This window comes from Streptomyces sp. WAC07094 (genome assembly GCF_036320405.1).
Taxonomy (GTDB): Bacteria; Actinomycetota; Actinomycetes; order Streptomycetales; family Streptomycetaceae; genus Streptomyces; species Streptomyces lannensis.
Window position 1 is genome coordinate 4652463 of record NZ_JAVMJZ010000001.1, and the last position, 17097, is coordinate 4669559.

Genomic DNA, 17097 nt, shown 5'->3' on the forward strand with positions numbered 1-17097 from the left:
ATGGAGGTGCGGGGTCGAGCGGCCCCCGACCCGGCCGGCGAGCCGCGACACCCCGGCGCCCGGAGCCGGTCCCGGTCCGGCGTCCGTGTCGGCGTCGGCCGTCACCCATCAGCACCCAGGAGCACCCGCATGACCCTCCGTATCCGCCCCGTCTCGCGGGAGGAACACCTGGCCTTCATCGCCTCGCGTCCCTCCGCCAGCCACCTGCAGCTGCCCTCCTGGGGCGATGTGAAGTCGGACTGGCAGGCGGAGAGCCTCGGCTGGTTCGAGGAGGACGGCGACGGGCGGCCGGTCGGTGTGGGCCTGGTCCTGCTGCGCCCGCTGCCGAAGCTCAAGCGGTATCTGGCCTATCTGCCCGAGGGCCCGGTCATCGACTGGTACGCGCCGGACCTCGACCGGTGGCTCCGGCCGCTGGTCGACCATCTGAAGAGCCGCGGCGCCTTCTCGGTCAAGATGGGCCCGCCCGTGGTCGCGCGCCGCTGGAGCGCGGACGCCGTCAAGGCGGCGATCGCGGACCCGGGAGCACATCGGCTGCGCGACGTTCCGGCGACCGGGCACGAGCCGCGCGCTGCCGAGGTCGCGGAGCGGCTGCGCCGACTGGGCTGGCGGCAGACGGAGCCGGGCGGCTCGGAGGGCTTCGCGGCGGGGCAGCCCCGTTACGTCTTCCAGGTGCCGCTCGAGGGGCGGACGCTGGAGGACGTCCAGCGCGGTCTCAACCAGCAGTGGCGCCGCAATGTGAAGAAGGCCGAGAAGGCCGGCGTGAAGGTGGTCCGCGGAGACTACGACGACCTGCCGGCCTTCTACGCCCTGTACACCGAGACCGCCGAGCGCGACCGCTTCCTCCCGCGCCCGCTGCCGTACTTCCAGCGGATGTGGACCGCGCTGACGGCCGAGGACCCGGACCGAATGCGGCTGTATCTCGCCCACCACGACGGCGAGGTCCTCGCCGCCGCGACGATGCTGACGGTCGGTACGCACGTCTGGTACTCGTACGGCGCCTCCACCGGCCGCAGGCGCGAGGTCCAGCCGAACAACGCGATCCAGTGGCGCATGCTCAGCGACGCCCACGAGGGGGGCGCCGCCGTCTACGACCTGCGCGGCATCACCGACACCCTGGAGGATTCCAACCACCTCCTCGGCCTGCTCCGCTTCAAGGTCGGCACGGGCGGGCAGGCGGTGGAGTATCTCGGCGAGTGGGACCTGCCGCTCAACCGCCTGCTGCACAAGGCGCTGAACCTGTACGTCTCTCGCCGGTGACGCTCATGCCTCCGGCTCGGCGACCGGCCCGCCCCGCCCGATCTGCGTCCGTACCGCGCCCATGCTCGCGGCGATGACCAGTGCGATCGCCGCCGCCTGACTCGCGTTCGGGGACTGGTCGAGCACCAGGAAGCCGGCGGTCGCCGCGACCGCCGGCTCCAGGCTCATCAGGATCGCGAACGTGGAGGCCGGCAGGCGGCGCAGGGCGAGCAGTTCCAGGGTGTAGGGCAGTACCGAGGAGAGGACCGCCACGGCCGCGCCCAGGCCGATCGTGGTCGGCACGAGCAGTTTCGCGCCCGACTCGGCGACCCCCAGCGGCACGAACACCACGGCCGCGACCGCCATCGCGAGTGCCAGCCCGTCGGCCTGCGGGAAGCGCCGCCCCGTGCGGGCGCTGAAGACGATGTACGCCGCCCACATCGCTCCCGCCGAGAGTGCGAAGCCGACCCCCGCCATGTCGAGGTCGCCGAAGCCCCCGCCGCCGAGGAGGAAGACGCCGGCGAGCGCCAGGCCCGCCCAGACCAGGTTCACCGCACGCCGGGAGGCGAGGACGGAGAGGGCCAGCGGGCCGAGGACCTCGAGGGTGACCGCGGGGCCCAGGGGGATGCGATCCACTGCCTGGTAGAAGAGACCGTTCATCGCGGCCATGGTGACGCCGAAGACGACGACCGTGCCCCAGTCGGCGCGTGCGTGGCCGCGCAGCCGGGGCCGGCAGACCAGAAGCAGGACGACGGCAGCGACCACGAGTCGCAGGGTCACTACGCCGAGCGCGCCGGCCCGTGGCATCAGGCTCACCGCGAGCGCCCCGCCGAACTGCACGGAGACACCTCCGGCGAGGACCAGACCCACGGGCCCGAGGGATCCCCGGCGGCGCGGCCCGCCGGACACCGGGTGCGCGGATACCGGTCCGGTGGCGACCGGGGCCGGGGTGGAGGGGGCGGCGCTGGGCGTGTTCACGGGGCCTTCCAGTGCAGTTGACTTGAGGTTCGTTCAGCATCGTGTACCTGCTGGTCCAGGGTAGTGGACTGCGTCAGGTGTGTGAACCCGTGACGCGCCTGTACCGGACGGCCGGGTGCGGGGCGGACGCCGTGCCAGGGCGTCCCGTCGTGGAACCGGAGCCCCTCGCCGCGGAGTTGGCCGCGCGGAGCGGAGGTGGGGCCGCCCGGCTCGAACGGGCCGGACGAGGGAGGGTGAGCAGTGCCACAGGGATCGATCGCCCGCGTGTACCCGCGGGGCACACCGCCGAGGGCGGCGTCCGCGTGGTCAGGCCGGGAAGCCCGGGGGCGCCGCGTCCGCGGCTGGAGCCGGCCGGGGGAAGAGAGCCGGCCGCGGTTCCCCCGTGTCCATCGGCGCGTTGTTCGACCGGTGCAGACGGCTGTACGCCCCGCCCCGGGCCAGCAACTCGTCATGGCGGCCGGTCTCGACGACGCGGCCCCGGTCGACGACGAGGATGCGGTCGGCGTCCGGCGCCAGGTTCAGATCATGCGTGATCATGATCGTCGTGCGTCCGGCCGTCAGCCGCCGCAGCGGTGCGAGGACCCGTCGCGCGGCCGTCGCGTCGGGGCCGGTCGTCGGCTCGTCCAGGACCAGGACGGGCGCGTCGCGCAGGACGGCCCGGGCGATGCCGAGGCGCTGGAGCTGGCCCCCGGACAGACGCGGCGCGTGCGGATCGACCTCGGTGCCGTATCCCTCGGGGAGCCGCACGATGAGTGCGCGTCGGCCGCCCGCGCCGCCTCGACGATCGCCCGGTCGCTCGCGCCCGGCCTGCCGCAGGCGATGTCCGCGCGGACGGTGTCGTGCAGGACGAGCGTCTCCTGCGGCAGGAGCGTGACGTATTCGCGCAGCCGGGCCGGCGGGAGGTCGCGGATCGGGGTGGAGTCGAGCAGGAGCGAGCCGGAGTCGGGTCGTAGAAGCGCAGCAGCATCCGTACGCCTCGTTGAGGCGGGCCGAGCGGACGGAGGCGCGGAACCAGGCGCCCGCCTCCACGGCCAGCCGCCTGCGCTCGGCGTCCCGGCGGTCGTACGCCTGGGTGAGCACGATGTTGCCGAGCGACTCCTCGACCACGGAGGTGATCGCGCCGTCGGCGACCCGGCCGGCGCGCGAGGCGTCCCCCGACGGAGCCCGAGAAGCGGCGGGCCGCCAGCCAGAACAGCGGGGCGAGGACAAAGGCGGCCGTGGCCAGGTCCCAGCGCAGCCAGAACGCCGCGACCGCGTAGAAGGGCGCGCTGAAGGCCGCGGAGGCGGCGCCGACAAGACCGGAGACGAGCATGGTCTCGATCGCCTCGACGTCACCCGTCAGCCGGGACAGCAGGTCCCCCTGCCGGTGCCGTTGGAAGAAGTGCGGCGGCAACTTCTGTACGTGGTCGAAGACATGAGCGTGCAGCCGCATCACGAACCGCTCGGTCACCCACGCGGCGAGCGAGTTGCCCGCGTAGGTCACGACCGCGCCCGCGGCGGCGACGCCCAGCCACTCCAGGGCCGGGTCCCAGAAGGCACTCAACGACCCCTTCTGCAGGGCCCGGTCGGTGAGTTCACCGAACAGCAGCACGGCCCCGGTCTCGGCGAGCGCGGCCAGGACCGTGCACAACCACACGGCCACCAGACCGGACCGCAGCCCCTCGGTCAGCGGCCAGAAGCGCCGGAAGGCGGTACGGGCGGGGATGGTGGGGGTGCCGTCGTGCTGGTCGTCGTCCGCGTGTTCGGGGAAATGGCGGGAAAAGGAGTGTGAGGGCTGTGAGTACCTGGGAGATCGCCGGCATTCCGGGGGATCGGCTGGGTGGGCCCTGTGGCCGGGGGTGCCGGGCTGTGGGATCCCTGTGACCGGAGATCCATGCAAGCATGCTTGCTTGTTTCTTCGGCCGCTGCCATGCTCCCCACGCACATCGTCGTGCCCCGAGGGGAGCGCATCGTGTCCGACGCATCGTCCGTGATCGACGATCTGGGCCGGGAGAGTGAGGAACTCGACCGGCTCGTGGCCGGGTTGGAGGAGTCCCGCTGGGCGCTTCCCACGCCCGCCGCGGGCTGGACCCTCGCCCACCAGATCGCGCACCTCGCCTGGACGGACCGCGCCGCCCTGCTGGCCGTCACCGACACCGAGGGCTTCGGCGCGGAGGTGGAGAAGGCGCTGGCATCCCCCGACACCTGGGTCGACGAGGCCGCGGGTGAGGGCGCCGCGCTGCCGCCCGCCCGGCTGCTCTCCGAGTGGCGCGAGGGCCGGGCCGCTCTCGACCGGGCACTGCGCACGGCGCCTTCCGGCACCCGCTTCCCCTGGTACGGGCCGCCCATGTCGGCGGCGTCCATGGCCACCGGACGGCTGATGGAGACCTGGGCGCACGGGCAGGACGTCGCCGACACGCTCGGGGTGGTGCGTACTCCCACCGACCGGCTGCGCCATGTGGTCCGCATCGGGGTGCGGGCGCGGGACTTCGCCTTCGGCGTACGGGGGTTGAGCGCGCCCGCACAGGAGTTCCGGGTGGAGCTGGTCGCGCCTTCCGGGAACGACGTGTGGACGTACGGGCCGCACGACGCCGCCCAGCGGGTGACCGGCCCCGCACTCGACTTCTGCCTGCTGGTGACCCAGCGCGCCCACCGGGCCGACCTCGCGGTCCGGGCCGAGGGTCCGGACGCGGACCGGTGGCTGGACATCGCGCAGGCCTTCGCGGGCCCGCCGGGTGCAGGACGGGAACCGAAGAGGGCGGGCCGGTGACCGCCGGGCCGCTGCGCATAGGCAACGCCTCCGGCTTCTACGGCGACCGCTTCGACGCGCTGCGCGAGATGCTCACCGGCGGCCCCCTCGACGTGGTCACCGGCGACTACCTCGCCGAGCTGACGATGCTGATCCTGGGCCGCGACCGCCTCAAGAACCCCGCCGGAGGCTATGCACGCACGTTCCTCGGCCAGTTGGAGGAGTGCCTGGGCCTCGCCCATGAGCGGAACGTGCGGATCGTGACCAACGCCGGCGGCCTCAACCCGGCGGGGCTGGCCGATGCGGTGCGGGAGTCGGCCGACCGCCTGGGGATCCCGGTGCGGGTGGCCCACGTCGAGGGCGACGACCTCACCGGCTCCTTCTCCCGGGACCCCGGCACGGGTCGGCCGGCGGCGCCCCCCGCGGGCCTGCTCGCCGCCCATGCCTACCTCGGCGGCCACGGCATCGCCGCGTGCCTGCGCGAGGGCGCCGACATCGTGGTCACCGGTCGCGTCACGGACGCCGCGCTCGTCGCCGGACCGGCCCTCGCCCACTTCGGCTGGGGGCCGGCGGAGTACGACCGGCTGGCGGGCGCGGTGGTCGCCGGACACGTCCTGGAGTGCGGGGCGCAGGCCACCGGTGGCAACTACGCCTTCTTCACCGCACATTCGCCCGAGCTGCTGCGCCGGCCCGGCTTCCCGCTGGCCGAACTCCACGAGGACGGCAGCAGCGTGATCACCAAGCACGAGGGAACCGGCGGTGTCGTGGACGTCGGCACGGTCACGGCGCAGTTGCTGTACGAGACGGCGGGCGCCCGGTACGCGGGTCCCGATGTCACCGCGCGCCTCGACTCGGTCCGCCTCTCCCAGGAAGGGCCCGACCGGGTGCGGATCGAGGGCGTGCGGGGAGAGGCGCCGCCCCCCGCCCTGAAGGTCGGCCTGAACCGTCTGGGCGGCTTCCGCAACGAGGTCGCCTTCGTGCTGACCGGGCTCGACGTCGAGGCCAAGGCCGCGCTGGTGAGAGCGCAGATGGAGGCGGCCCTGGACGCGGCCGGGTGCCGCCCGGCACACGTGCGCTGGGAGCTCGCCCGCACCGATCGCCCCGACGCGCCGACCGAGGAGACGGCGAGCGCCCTGCTCCGGCTCGTCGTGCGCGACCCGGCCGAGGAGACGGTGGGCCGGGCGCTCAGCGGCGCGGCGATCGAGCTGGCCCTCGCGAGTTATCCCGGCTTCCATGTGGTCGCCCCACCGGGGAAGGGATCCCCCTACGGGGTCTTCGAGTCGGCCTATGTGCCCCGGGACGGCGTGGACCATGCGGCGGTGCTCCACGACGGGCGGCGGATCGCCGTGGACCCGGCCGGCGGCACCCGCGTCCTGGAGGAGGTGCCCGAGCCGCGCCTGCCGCAGCCGCCGGTCCCTGGACCGACCCGGCGCGCCCCTCTCGGCCTCGTCGCCGGGGCCCGCAGCGGTGACAAGGGCGGTGACGCCAACGTCGGGGTGTGGGTGCGCACCGAGGAGGCCTGGCGGTGGCTCGCCCACACCCTGACCGTCGACCGTTTCCGTGAACTCCTGCCCGAGACGGCCGGTCTGAACGTCGTCCGTCATGTCCTGCCCAACCTGCGCGCCCTCAACTTCGTCGTCGAGGGGATCCTCGGCGAGGGCGTCGCCGCGCAGGCCCGATTCGACCCGCAGGCCAAGGGCCTCGGCGAATGGCTGCGCGCCCGCCACCTCGATCTGCCGGAGGCCCTCCTGTGACCCCCGCCCATCCGTCCGAGATCCCGGAGGCCCGCCCGTGACGGTCCTTTCCACGGCCGTGGACGTCGACGACCCCGACCACCGGGCCCATCGCGACGTCATGCTCGCCAAACTCGCCGAACTCGACACCGAACACGCCAAGGCGCTGGCGGGCGGCGGCGAGAAGTACGTCGAGCGGCATCGCGGGCGCGGCAAACTGCTCGCCCGCGAGCGCATCGAGCTGCTCCTCGACCCGGACACGCCGTTCCTGGAGCTGTCCCCGCTCGCCGCCTGGGGAAGCGACTACACGGTCGGAGCCTCGCTGGTCACCGGCATCGGTGTCGTCGAAGGCGTCGAGTGCCTGATCACCGCCAACGACCCGACCGTGCGCGGCGGCGCCAGCAACCCGTGGAGCCTGAAGAAGGCGCTGCGCGCCAACGACATCGCGCTCGCCAACCGGCTGCCGTGCATCAGCCTGGTCGAGTCGGGCGGCGCCGACCTGCCGTCCCAGAAGGAGATCTTCATCCCCGGCGGGGCCATCTTCCGCGACCTCACGCGGCTGTCCGCGGCCGGCATCCCCACGGTCGCGGTCGTCTTCGGGAACTCGACGGCCGGCGGCGCCTACATCCCGGGCATGTCCGACCACGTGATCATGGTCAAGGAGCGTGCCAAGGTCTTCCTGGGCGGTCCCCCGCTGGTGAAGATGGCCACCGGCGAGGAGAGCGACGACGAGTCCCTCGGCGGCGCCGAGATGCACGCACGGGTCTCGGGTCTCGCCGACTACTTCGCCGTCGACGAGCAGGACGCCCTGCGCCAGGCCCGCCGGGTCGTCGCCCGCCTCAACCACCGCAAGGCGCACCCCGATCCGGGTCCGGCGCTCCCGCCCGAGTACGACGCGGAGGAACTCCTCGGCATCGTGCCCGGCGACCTGAAGGCGCCCTTCGATCCGCGCGAGGTGATCGCCCGGATCGTCGACGCCTCGGACTTCGACGAGTTCAAGCCGCTGTACGGCAGGAGCCTGTGCACCGGGTGGGCGAGCCTGCACGGCTATCCGATCGGGGTGCTGGCGAACGCCCAGGGGGTGCTCTTCAGCGAGGAGTCCCAGAAGGCGGCCCAGTTCATCCAGCTCGCCAACCAGCGGGACATCCCGCTGCTGTTCCTGCACAACACCACCGGCTACATGGTCGGCAAGGAGTACGAGCAGGGCGGGATCATCAAGCACGGCGCGATGATGATCAACGCGGTGTCCAACAGCAGGGTGCCGCATCTGTCCGTGCTCATGGGCGCCTCCTACGGGGCGGGGCACTACGGCATGTGCGGAAGGGCGTACGACCCGCGCTTCCTGTTCGCCTGGCCGAGCGCCAAGTCCGCCGTCATGGGGCCGCAGCAGCTCGCCGGTGTGCTCTCGATCGTCGCCCGGCAGTCCGCGGCGGCCAAGGGACGGCCCTACGACGAGGACGCCGACGCCGCCCTGCGCGCCATGGTGGAGCAGCAGATCGAGTCCGAGTCCCTGCCGATGTTCCTGTCCGGGCGGCTGTACGACGACGGGGTCATCGATCCCCGCGACACCCGCACCGTCCTCGGCCTGTGCCTGTCCGCGATCCACACGGCGCCCTACGAGGGCGCGCGTGGCGGATTCGGCGTCTTCCGGATGTGAGGCCCGTGATTACTTCCGTTCTGGTGGCGAACCGCGGTGAGATCGCCTGCCGTATCGCCCGAACCTCTCGTGAGCTGGGTATCCGCACCGTGGCCGTGCACTCGGACGCCGATGCGGACGCGCTCCACACCCGGGTGGCCGACGCGACGGTCCGGCTTCCCGGTGCGGCACCCGCCGAGACGTATCTGCGTGGCGACCTGATCGTGAAGGCCGCCCTCGCGGCGGGCGCCGACGCCGTCCACCCCGGGTACGGATTCCTCTCCGAGAACGCCGACTTCGCGCGCGCGGTGCTCGACGCGGGCCTGGTGTGGATCGGTCCCCCGCCGGAGGCGATCGAGGCGATGGCCTCGAAGACCCGGGCGAAGAAGCTGATGGGCCTTGAGCCGCCGGCCACGGTCACCGCCGACGACCTGCCCGTCCTGGTCAAGGCGGCGGCCGGCGGCGGCGGGCGCGGTATGCGGATCGTGCGGGACCTCGACGACCTGGACGCCGCGCTGACGGCGGCGCGCGCCGAGGCGCTCGGCGCCTTCGGGGACGACGAGGTTTTCGTCGAGCCGTATGTCGAGGGGGGACGCCATGTCGAGGTGCAGATCCTCGCCGACACGCACGGCACGGTATGGGCGCTCGGGACCCGCGACTGCTCCCTCCAGCGACGTCACCAGAAGGTGATCGAGGAGGCCCCCGCGCCGGATCTGGCGCAGGAACTCGCCGACCGCCTGGGCGCGATGGCCGTACGGGCCGCCCGCGCGGTGGACTACGTGGGGGCCGGGACGGTGGAGTTCCTGGTCGCGGGCGACCGGGCGCACTTCCTCGAGATGAACACCCGGCTCCAGGTGGAACACCCGGTCACCGAGGCGGTGTTCGGGATCGACCTCGTGGCGCTGCAGATCCGGGTGGCCGAGGGAGCGGCCCTGGACGCCGAACCGCCGCAGGCACAGGGACACGCGATCGAGGCCCGGCTCTACGCGGAGGACCCGGCACATCGGTGGGCCCCGCAGACCGGCACGCTGCACCGCCTCGCGGTCCCGGACGTGCGGCTGGACACCGGGTACGCGGACGGGGACACCATCGGCGTCCACTACGACCCGATGCTCGCCAAGGCCGTCGCGCACGCCCCCACGCGGGCCGAGGCGATCCGCAAGCTGGCGAGCGCCCTGGAGCGTGCGGAGGTCCACGGCCCGGTGACCAACAGGGACCTGCTCGTCCGCTCCCTGCGGCACGGGGAGTTCACCGCGGCCCGGATGGACACGGGCTTCTACGAACGGCACCTGGCCGAACTGACCGAGCCCGCGCCCGACCCGTACGCCGCCCTGGCCGCCGCGCTGGCGGACGCACAGGGCCGTTCGCGGTTCGGCGGCTGGCGCAATCTGCCGTCGCAGCCTCAGTCCAGGCGGTTCCTGGTGGCGGGCGAGGAGCACGAGGTCCACTACCGGCACACACGGCAGGGTCTGGCGGCGGACGGGGTGCGCGTGGTGCACGCCGACTCCGGTCTCGTCGTCCTCGAAGTGGACGGGGTGCACCGGAGGTTCCGGGTGTCCCGGTACGGCGATCAGGTGTACGTCGGCCCGACCGCCCTCACCGCCCTGCCCCGCTTCCGCGCACCCACCACCGACCACGTCCCCGGGTCCCTGCTCGCGCCGATGCCGGGCACGGTCGTGCGGGTGGCCGAGGGCGTGACCGTCGGAGCCGCCGTCGAGGCCGGTCAGCCGCTGCTCTGGCTGGAGGCGATGAAGATGGAGCACAGGATCACGGCGCCGGCCGGCGGCACGTTGAGCGCTCTCCACGCCAGTCCGGGCCGGCAGGTCGAGGTCGGGACATTGCTGGCCGTGGTGGAGTCCGCCCCGTGAGAGGACCGGGGAACCGCGCGAGCAACCACGTCAACTCCGTACCCGGGAGACCGATATGAGCCCCGCCATCGAGACCGAAGAACAGCGAGCCCTCCGCTCGGCCGTGGCCGCCCTCGGCAAACGCTACGGGCGCGACTACCTCTCCACCGTCATCGCCGAGAACCGTCACCCCACCGAACTCTGGTCCGAGGCGGCCGAACTGGGCTATCTCGGCGTCAACCTGCCGGAGGCCTACGGAGGCGGCGGCGAGGGCATAGCCGAACTCGCCATCGTGCTCGAGGAACTGGGCGCCGCGGGCTGTCCCCTGCTCATGCTCGTCGTCTCGCCGGCGATCTGCGGCACGGTCATCTCCCGGTTCGGCACGGAGGCGCAGAAGCGTCGCTGGCTGCCGGGCCTGGCGGACGGCACCCGCACCATGGCCTTCGGCATCACCGAACCCGACGCCGGCTCCAACTCGCACCGCATCACCACCACCGCACGCCGTGACGGCGCCGACTGGCTCCTCACCGGCCGCAAGGTGTTCATCTCCGGCGTCGACATCGCCGACGAGACCCTGATCGTCGGCCGCACCCAGGACGCCCGGACCGGACGGCTCAAGCCCTGCCTGTTCGTCGTCCCGCGGGATACGCCGGGCTTCGGGCGGCGGCGGATCGACATGGAACTCTCCGGCGCGGAGAAGCAGTTCGAGCTGACCCTGGACGACGTGCGGCTGCCCGCCGACGCGCTCGTCGGCGACGAGGACGCGGGACTGCTCCAGCTGTTCGCCGGGCTCAACCCCGAACGCGTGATGACCGCCGCCTTCGCGATCGGCATGGGCCGCTACGCGCTCTCCCGTGCCGTCGAGTACGCCCGCGACCGCACCGTCTGGAAGCAGCCCATCGGCGCCCACCAGGCGATCGCCCACCCCCTCGCACAGGCGCACATCGATCTGGAACTGGCCCGCCTGATGATGCAGAAGGCGGCTTTCCTGTACGACTCCGGGGACGACGCCGGCGCGGGCGAGGCCGCGAACATGGCCAAGTACGCCGCGGGGGAGGCCTGTGTGAAGGCCGTCGACCAGGCCGTGCACACCCTCGGCGGCAACGGGCTCACGCGGGAGTTCGGACTGGCCTCGCTCATCACGGCGGCGCGCGTGTCTCGTATCGCACCGGTGAGCCGGGAGATGATTCTCAACTACGTCTCCCACCAGACCCTGGGGCTGCCGAAGTCCTACTAGCCCCGCAGCCGTACCGCAGTCGTACAGAGTCGTACGAGGAGGAACCGTGTTCCGAAGCCAGTATGCGGACGTCCCGGCCGTCGAGATGCCCATCCACGACGCGGTGCTCGGCCGGGCCGCCGAGTTCGGTGAGCTGCCCGCCCTGATCGACGGGGTGGACGGCACCACGCTCACCTACGAGCAACTCGACCGGTTCCACCGGCGGTTGGCCGCCGCCCTCGTCGAGGCGGGGGTGCGCAAGGGTGATGTCCTCGCCCTGCACAGCCCCAACACCATCGCCTTCCCGACCGCCTTCTACGCCGCCACGCGCGCGGGGGCCTCGGTCACGACCGTGCACCCGCTCGCCACGGTCGAGGAACTCGCCAAGCAGCTGCGCGACTCGGGCGCCCGCTGGATCGTCACCGTGTCGCCCCTCCTGGACACGGCACGCACGGCCGCCGACAAGGCCGGCGGCGTACAGGAGATCTTCGTCTGCGACAGCGCGCCCGGACACCGCTCCCTGATCGACATGCTGGCGACGGCCGCGCCCGAACCCGAGGTCGACATGGACCCGGTGCAGGACGTCGCCGTCCTCCCGTACTCGTCCGGGACCACGGGCATGCCCAAGGGCGTGATGCTCACGCACCGTCAGATAGCCACCAACCTCGCCCAGATCCGCCCGCTGATCGGGACGGGGCCGGGCGAGCGCATCCTCGCCGTGCTGCCCTTCTTCCACATCTACGGCATGACGGCCCTGATGAACGCACCCCTGCGGCAGGGGGCCACCGTCGTGGTGCTGCCGCGCTTCGACCTGGACTCCTTCCTGGCGTCCATCCAGGACCACCGCATCACCGGCCTGTACGTGGCGCCGCCGATCGTGCTGGCGCTCGCCAAGCACCCGACCGTCGCGCGGTACGACCTGTCGTCCCTGAAGTACATCATCAGCGCCGCGGCGCCCCTGGACGCGAGCCTGGCGGTGGCCTGCGCCGAGCGGCTCGGCCTGCCGCCCATCGGCCAGGGCTACGGCATGACGGAACTGTCCCCGTGCACCCATGTCGTGCCCCTGGACGCCCGCGACGCGCCCCCCGGCACGGTCGGCAAGCTCGTCGCGGGCACCGAGATGCGCATCCTCTCCCTCGACGATCCGGACAAGGACCTCGGCGTCGGCGAGACCGGCGAGATCGCCATCCGCGGTCCCCAGGTGATGAAGGGCTATCTGGGGCAGCCCGGAGCGACCGACGCGATGATCGACCCGGACGGCTGGCTGCACACCGGGGACATCGGCCATGTGGACGGTGACGGCTGGCTCTTCGTCGTGGACCGGGTCAAGGAACTCATCAAGTACAAGGGATTCCAGGTGGCGCCCGCCGAACTGGAGGCGCTTCTGCTGACCCACCCGAAGATCGGGGACGCCGCCGTCATCGGTGTCTACGACGACGACAACAACGAGGTCCCGCACGCCTTCGTGGTACGCCAGCCGGGCGCGGAGGAGCTCTCCGCGGGCGAGGTCATGATGTACGTCGCCGAACGTGTCGCCCCCTACAAGCGGGTCCGGCGGGTCACCTTCGTCGAGGGAGTGCCGAGGGCCGCGTCCGGGAAGATACTCCGCCGGCAGCTCAGGGAGCGCTCGTGAGCGAACTCGTCCACACCGCGGACGACCGCGGCGTCACCACCGTCACCCTCGACTCGCCCGGCAACCGCAACGCACTGTCGGGCGCGCTCGTCGGCGCCCTGACCGCGGCGCTCACCCGCTGCGGCAAGGACGACGACGTACGGGCCGTCCTCCTCACCCACACCGGGAACACCTTCTGCGCCGGCGCCGATCTGCGTGACCCGCCGCACCCGGACGCCCTGGTCGGGCTGTTGCGGCAGATCGTCGAACTGCGCAAACCCGTGGTCGCCCGGGTGAGGGGGCACGTACGGGCGGGCGGCCTCGGGCTGCTGGGCGCCTGCGACATCGCGGCCGCCTCGGCGGAGGCCACCTTCGCCTTCACCGAGGTGCGCATCGGAGTCGCCCCGGCCGTCATCTCCCTGCCCCTGCTGCCGCGCACGGACCCCCGCGCCCTCGCCCGCTACTACCTCACCGGCGAACGCTTCGACGCCGCCGAGGCCGTGCGCACCGGGCTGCTCACCGCGGCGGGCGACGACGTCGACGCGGTGCTCGCGCCCGTGCTCGACGGGCTGCGCAGGGCCTCGCCCCAGGGGCTGGCCGAGACAAAACTACTGCTCACGGCTAGTGTGCGGGAGACCTTCGACCGGGACGCGGCCGAACTGACCGCGCTCTCGGCCCGGCTGTTCTCCTCGCCGCAGGCCCGCGAGGGGATGACGGCCTTCCTCGAGCGACGGGACCCCGCATGGGTGGTGTGAACGCGGTCGAACGCGTTCCCAAACAGGACCGCAGCCGGGCCACCCGGCAGCGGCTCCTCGAGGCCGCCGTGGCCTGTCTCGCCGAACACGGCTGGGCGGGCTCCACGGTCTCCGTCGTAGCCGAACGCGCCGGCGTCTCCCGGGGCGCGGCGCAGCACCACTTCCCCACCCGTGAGGACCTGTTCACGGCCGCCGTCGAGTACGTCGCCGAGGAGCGCTCCACGGCGCTACGGGCCCTGTTCCCGCAAGGGGCGGCCGACCGCCGTGCGGTGGTCGCCGCCCTCGTCGACCTGTACACCGGGCCGCTGTTCCGTGCGGCTCTGCATCTGTGGGTCGCCGCCTGCGACGAGGACCAGCTGCGGCCGCGCGTGACGGAGCTGGAGGCCCGGGTCGGCCGCGAGACCCACCGCATCGCCGTGGACCTGCTCGGCGCCGACGAATCACGTCCCGGCGCCCGTGAAACCGTCCAGGGGCTGCTCGACATGGCCCGTGGCCTCGGTCTCGCCAACCTGCTCACCGACGACGGGGCCCGCCGGGACCGGGTGGTGGCCCAGTGGGGCGTGTTGCTGGAGGAGGCGCTGGGCTGAGAGCGGCCCACCCTCCGCGGCCGTCGTGCGCGGCCCGTCCGTTCCGCGCACCCCGCAGTACCCTTGCCCTCATGCCTCCGATGCTCGTCCGACGCCGCCACGTGGACTACGTGCGCGTCACGAGCATGGGCTGTCGGCCTTCCGCCTGACCCAGCCCCTCTTCCTCCCCCGGTGGCACCCAGGGGTCCGCACCATCCTCCGCGGACGCTCCTGCCCCCGTAGACCCCGCGGACGCACCCCATGACGAACCCGTCGTACGACCAGCTCCCGATCATCGACCTCTCGGCCGCCGACCGCGGCCCCCAGGCACGGGCGCTGCTGCACGCCCAGCTGCACAGCGCCGCCCATGACGTGGGCTTCTTCCAGCTCGTCGGGCACGGTGTCACCCGGGCCGAGACCGATGCCCTGCTCGACGCCATGCACGCCTTCTTCGCGCTCCCGGCGGCCGACCGCCTCGCCCTCGACAACGTGAACTCGCCGCACTTCCGCGGCTACACCCGCATCGGGGACGAACGCACCGGCGGCACCCGTGACTGGCGCGACCAACTGGACATAGGCGCCGAACGACCCGCCCGCGCACCCGGCCCGGGCGAGCCCGCCTACTGGTGGCTGCAGGGCCCCAACCAGTGGCCGGGCGCCGTCCCCGAACTGCGGTCCGCCGCGCTCGCCTGGATCGACCGGCTCGGCGCGGTCGCCCGGCGGCTGCTGCACGAGCTCCTCACCGCGATCGGTGCGCCCGCCGGCTTCTACGACCCGGTCTTCGGCGGCCGTGCGCACCCGCACCTCAAGCTCGTGCGCTACCCCGGGAGCGCCGGCGACGGCGCCGGCCAGGGGGTCGGCGCCCACAAGGACTACGGATTCCTGACCTTGCTGCTCCAGGACCGGATCGGCGGACTCCAGGTGCAGCGCGCGGACGGACTCTTCCACGACGTTCCGCCACTGGAGGGAGCGTTCGTGGTCAACCTCGGTGAGCTGCTGGAGGTGGCGACCGACGGCTATCTGATCGCGACCAACCACCGGGTCGTCAGCCCGCCCGGCGCCACCGAGCGGTTCTCCGTGCCGTTCTTCTTCAACCCCCGTCTGGACGCCCGAGTGGAGCCGCTGCCCTTCCCGTACGCCGCCACCGCGCCCGGTGTCACCGACGACCCGGCCAACCCGCTGTTCGCGGAGTACGGCTTCAACGAGCTGAAGGGCAAGCTGCGGGCGCATCCGGCGGCAGCGGCCCGGCATCACGCGGAACTGCTGAGCCCCGCGTGACGCCGGACGGCTCCGCGCCCCTTCCGCCGGACGCGGGGCCGCGTCGCGTTCGGCGGTGAACGGGATGCCCTCGCGCGGTGCGGTCAGCGCGAGATGTCCGCGTAACCCTCGATCTCCTGAGGGCCTCGCGGGGCGGGACCGACATAGCGTGCGGACGGCCGTACCAGCCGGCCGGTGCGCTTCTGCTCCAGGATGTGCGCCGACCAGCCCGCCGTACGGGCGCAGGTGAACATCGACGTGAACATGTGCGCCGGAACCTCGGCGAAGTCCAGCATGATCGCCGCCCAGAACTCCACGTTCGTGGCGAGCACACGGTCGGGTCGGCGGTTGTGCAGCTCCTCCAGGGCCGCCTTCTCCAGCGCCTCCGCGATCTCGAAGCGCGGCGCACCGAGCTCTCGGGCCGTACGGCGCAGCACACGGGCACGCGGGTCCTCGGCGCGGTACACCCGGTGTCCGAAGCCCATCAGCCGCTCGCCCTGGTCGAGAGCACGCTTCACATAGGCCTCCGCGTCACCGGTGCGCTCGATCTCCTCGATCATGCCGAGCACACGCGAGGGCGCACCGCCGTGCAGCGGACCGGACATGGCGCCCACCGCGCCGGACAGCGCGGCGGCGACGTCCGCGCCCGTGGACGCGATCACCCGGGCCGTGAAGGTGGAGGCGTTCATGCCGTGCTCGGCGGCGGACGTCCAGTAGGCGTCGACGGCCGCCACGTGCTTCGGGTCCGGCTCGCCCCGCCAGCGGATCATGAACCGTTCCACGACGGAGTGCGCCTTGTCGATCTCGCTCTGCGGCACCATCGGCAGCCCCTGTCCGCGTGCCGACTGGGCGACGTAGGACAGGGCCATGACGGCGGCGCGGGCCAGGTCCTCGCGGGCCTGCTCGACGTCGATGTCCAGGAGCGGCTTCAGACCCCACACCGGGGCGAGCATGGCGAGCGCCGACTGCACGTCGACACGGATGTCACCGGAGTGCACGGGGATGGGGAAGGGCTCGGCGGGCGGCAGGCCGGGATTGAAGGCGCCGTCGACCAGCAGTCCCCAGACGTTGCCGAAGGAGACCTGGCCCACCAGTTCCTCGATGTCGACGCCCCGGTATCGCAGGGCACCGCCCTCCTTGTCCGGTTCGGCGATCTCCGTCTCGAACGCGACGACTCCCTCGAGCCCGGGTACGAAGTCGGACATCAGGCGGCTCCTCGTGATGTGTGCGGCGGATGTGGTCTGTGGGGTTCCCGTCGGCCGCGTCCACGAGCCGCTGGGACTGAGGTGGTGGACGTCGGCTGTCAGGGGGAGGTGCGCCGTCCCGGTTCCGCGGTCGCTGACGAAGGACTCGCGGTCCGAAACGGTCAATCCGGTGATGCCCCGATCGGTCGGCGGTCACCCAACCCGAACGGCATCTGCACGATATCCCCGAGTGCCACCTTTGGGGAGAGGTGGCGGCACTCAGTGCCACGCAGTGATGAACCGCACCCCATCGAAGTGCCAAGGGCATGGGGCAAGATGACCGGGTGAC

At 72.6% G+C, this 17097-nt stretch carries 12 protein-coding genes and 1 pseudogene; 10 read left to right on the forward strand and 3 right to left on the reverse strand.

Translation table 11 applies throughout. From position 1 onward, the window contains the following. Window positions 1-129 precede the first annotated feature (129 nt). Complete coding sequence (locus tag RCR19_RS20585) at window positions 130-1257, forward strand: peptidoglycan bridge formation glycyltransferase FemA/FemB family protein (protein ID WP_331266467.1); 1128 nt, start codon at window positions 130-132, stop codon at window positions 1255-1257. A 3-nt stretch (window positions 1258-1260) separates the two neighbouring features. Here the strand turns inward: RCR19_RS20585 and RCR19_RS20590 are convergent, their stop codons facing one another. Together RCR19_RS20590 and RCR19_RS20595 are read right to left on the reverse strand one after the other, a co-directional pair. Further along, entirely contained in the window at window positions 1261-2214 is a 954-nt protein-coding gene (locus RCR19_RS20590) for an EamA family transporter (protein WP_331266468.1), read from the reverse strand. Next, window positions 2211-3919 (reverse strand): annotated as a pseudogene (locus tag RCR19_RS20595) (ABC transporter ATP-binding protein). The gene RCR19_RS20590 and the pseudogene RCR19_RS20595 overlap by 4 nt, the downstream one beginning before the upstream one ends. A gap of 246 nt (window positions 3920-4165) precedes the next feature. On the opposite strand from RCR19_RS20595, the gene RCR19_RS20600 reads away from it, so the two are divergent. The 9 genes from RCR19_RS20600 (at window position 4166) to RCR19_RS20640 (ending at window position 15585) form a co-directional block, all read left to right on the forward strand. Further along, on the forward strand, window positions 4166-4963 hold the full coding sequence (locus RCR19_RS20600) for a TIGR03084 family metal-binding protein (RefSeq protein WP_331266469.1): 798 nt from the start codon (window positions 4166-4168) through the stop codon (window positions 4961-4963). Continuing rightward, window positions 4960-6696 carry an acyclic terpene utilization AtuA family protein gene (locus RCR19_RS20605; RefSeq protein ID WP_331266470.1) on the forward strand — a complete coding sequence of 579 codons (1737 nt, stop codon included), beginning with the start codon at window positions 4960-4962 and terminating at the stop codon, window positions 6694-6696. Before RCR19_RS20600 ends, RCR19_RS20605 begins: the two co-directional genes overlap by 4 nt. 37 nt (window positions 6697-6733) lie before the next feature. Continuing rightward, window positions 6734-8332 (forward strand): carboxyl transferase domain-containing protein, encoded by a 1599-nt coding sequence (locus RCR19_RS20610; RefSeq protein WP_331266471.1) that lies wholly within the window; start codon window positions 6734-6736, stop codon window positions 8330-8332. A gap of 5 nt (window positions 8333-8337) precedes the next feature. Continuing rightward, a complete protein-coding gene (locus tag RCR19_RS20615; RefSeq protein WP_331266472.1) occupies window positions 8338-10179 on the forward strand; it encodes a biotin carboxylase N-terminal domain-containing protein in 1842 nt (613 codons plus the stop codon). Window positions 10180-10234: 55 nt separating this feature from the next. Further along, window positions 10235-11395 carry an acyl-CoA dehydrogenase family protein gene (locus RCR19_RS20620; RefSeq protein ID WP_331266473.1) on the forward strand — a complete coding sequence of 387 codons (1161 nt, stop codon included), beginning with the start codon at window positions 10235-10237 and terminating at the stop codon, window positions 11393-11395. A 46-nt stretch (window positions 11396-11441) separates the two neighbouring features. Continuing rightward, window positions 11442-13007 (forward strand): 4-coumarate--CoA ligase family protein, encoded by a 1566-nt coding sequence (locus tag RCR19_RS20625; protein ID WP_331266474.1) that lies wholly within the window; start codon window positions 11442-11444, stop codon window positions 13005-13007. Next, window positions 13004-13741 (forward strand): enoyl-CoA hydratase family protein, encoded by a 738-nt coding sequence (locus RCR19_RS20630; protein ID WP_331266475.1) that lies wholly within the window; start codon window positions 13004-13006, stop codon window positions 13739-13741. Before RCR19_RS20625 ends, RCR19_RS20630 begins: the two co-directional genes overlap by 4 nt. Beyond that, the gene (locus RCR19_RS20635; protein ID WP_331266476.1) at window positions 13729-14328 is read left to right on the forward strand and encodes a TetR/AcrR family transcriptional regulator; all 600 of its coding nucleotides are present in this window, start codon (window positions 13729-13731) and stop codon (window positions 14326-14328) included. Before RCR19_RS20630 ends, RCR19_RS20635 begins: the two co-directional genes overlap by 13 nt. Before the next feature lie 240 nt (window positions 14329-14568). Further along, the gene (locus tag RCR19_RS20640; protein ID WP_331266477.1) at window positions 14569-15585 is read left to right on the forward strand and encodes a 2-oxoglutarate and iron-dependent oxygenase domain-containing protein; all 1017 of its coding nucleotides are present in this window, start codon (window positions 14569-14571) and stop codon (window positions 15583-15585) included. Between the two features lie 83 nt (window positions 15586-15668). On the opposite strand, the gene RCR19_RS20645 is transcribed toward RCR19_RS20640, so the two are convergent. Next, window positions 15669-16769, reverse strand: coding sequence for a citrate synthase 2 (locus RCR19_RS20645; RefSeq protein WP_331266478.1), 1101 nt, complete (start codon window positions 16767-16769; stop codon window positions 15669-15671). Window positions 16770-17097: the final 328 nt, after the last annotated feature.

Bases quoted from the DNA above. Each gene is read 5' to 3' on its own strand.
- RCR19_RS20585 (WP_331266467.1), top strand. From the start codon at position 130: ATGACCCTCCGTATCCGCCCCGTCTCGCGGGAGGAACACCTGGCCTTC.
- RCR19_RS20620 (WP_331266473.1), top strand. From the start codon at position 10,235: ATGAGCCCCGCCATCGAGACCGAAGAACAGCGAGCCCTCCGCTCGGCC.
- RCR19_RS20635 (WP_331266476.1), top strand. From the start codon at position 13,729: ATGGGTGGTGTGAACGCGGTCGAACGCGTTCCCAAACAGGACCGCAGC.
- RCR19_RS20640 (WP_331266477.1), top strand. From the start codon at position 14,569: ATGACGAACCCGTCGTACGACCAGCTCCCGATCATCGACCTCTCGGCC.
- RCR19_RS20645 (WP_331266478.1), bottom strand. From the start codon at position 16,769: ATGTCCGACTTCGTACCCGGGCTCGAGGGAGTCGTCGCGTTCGAGACG.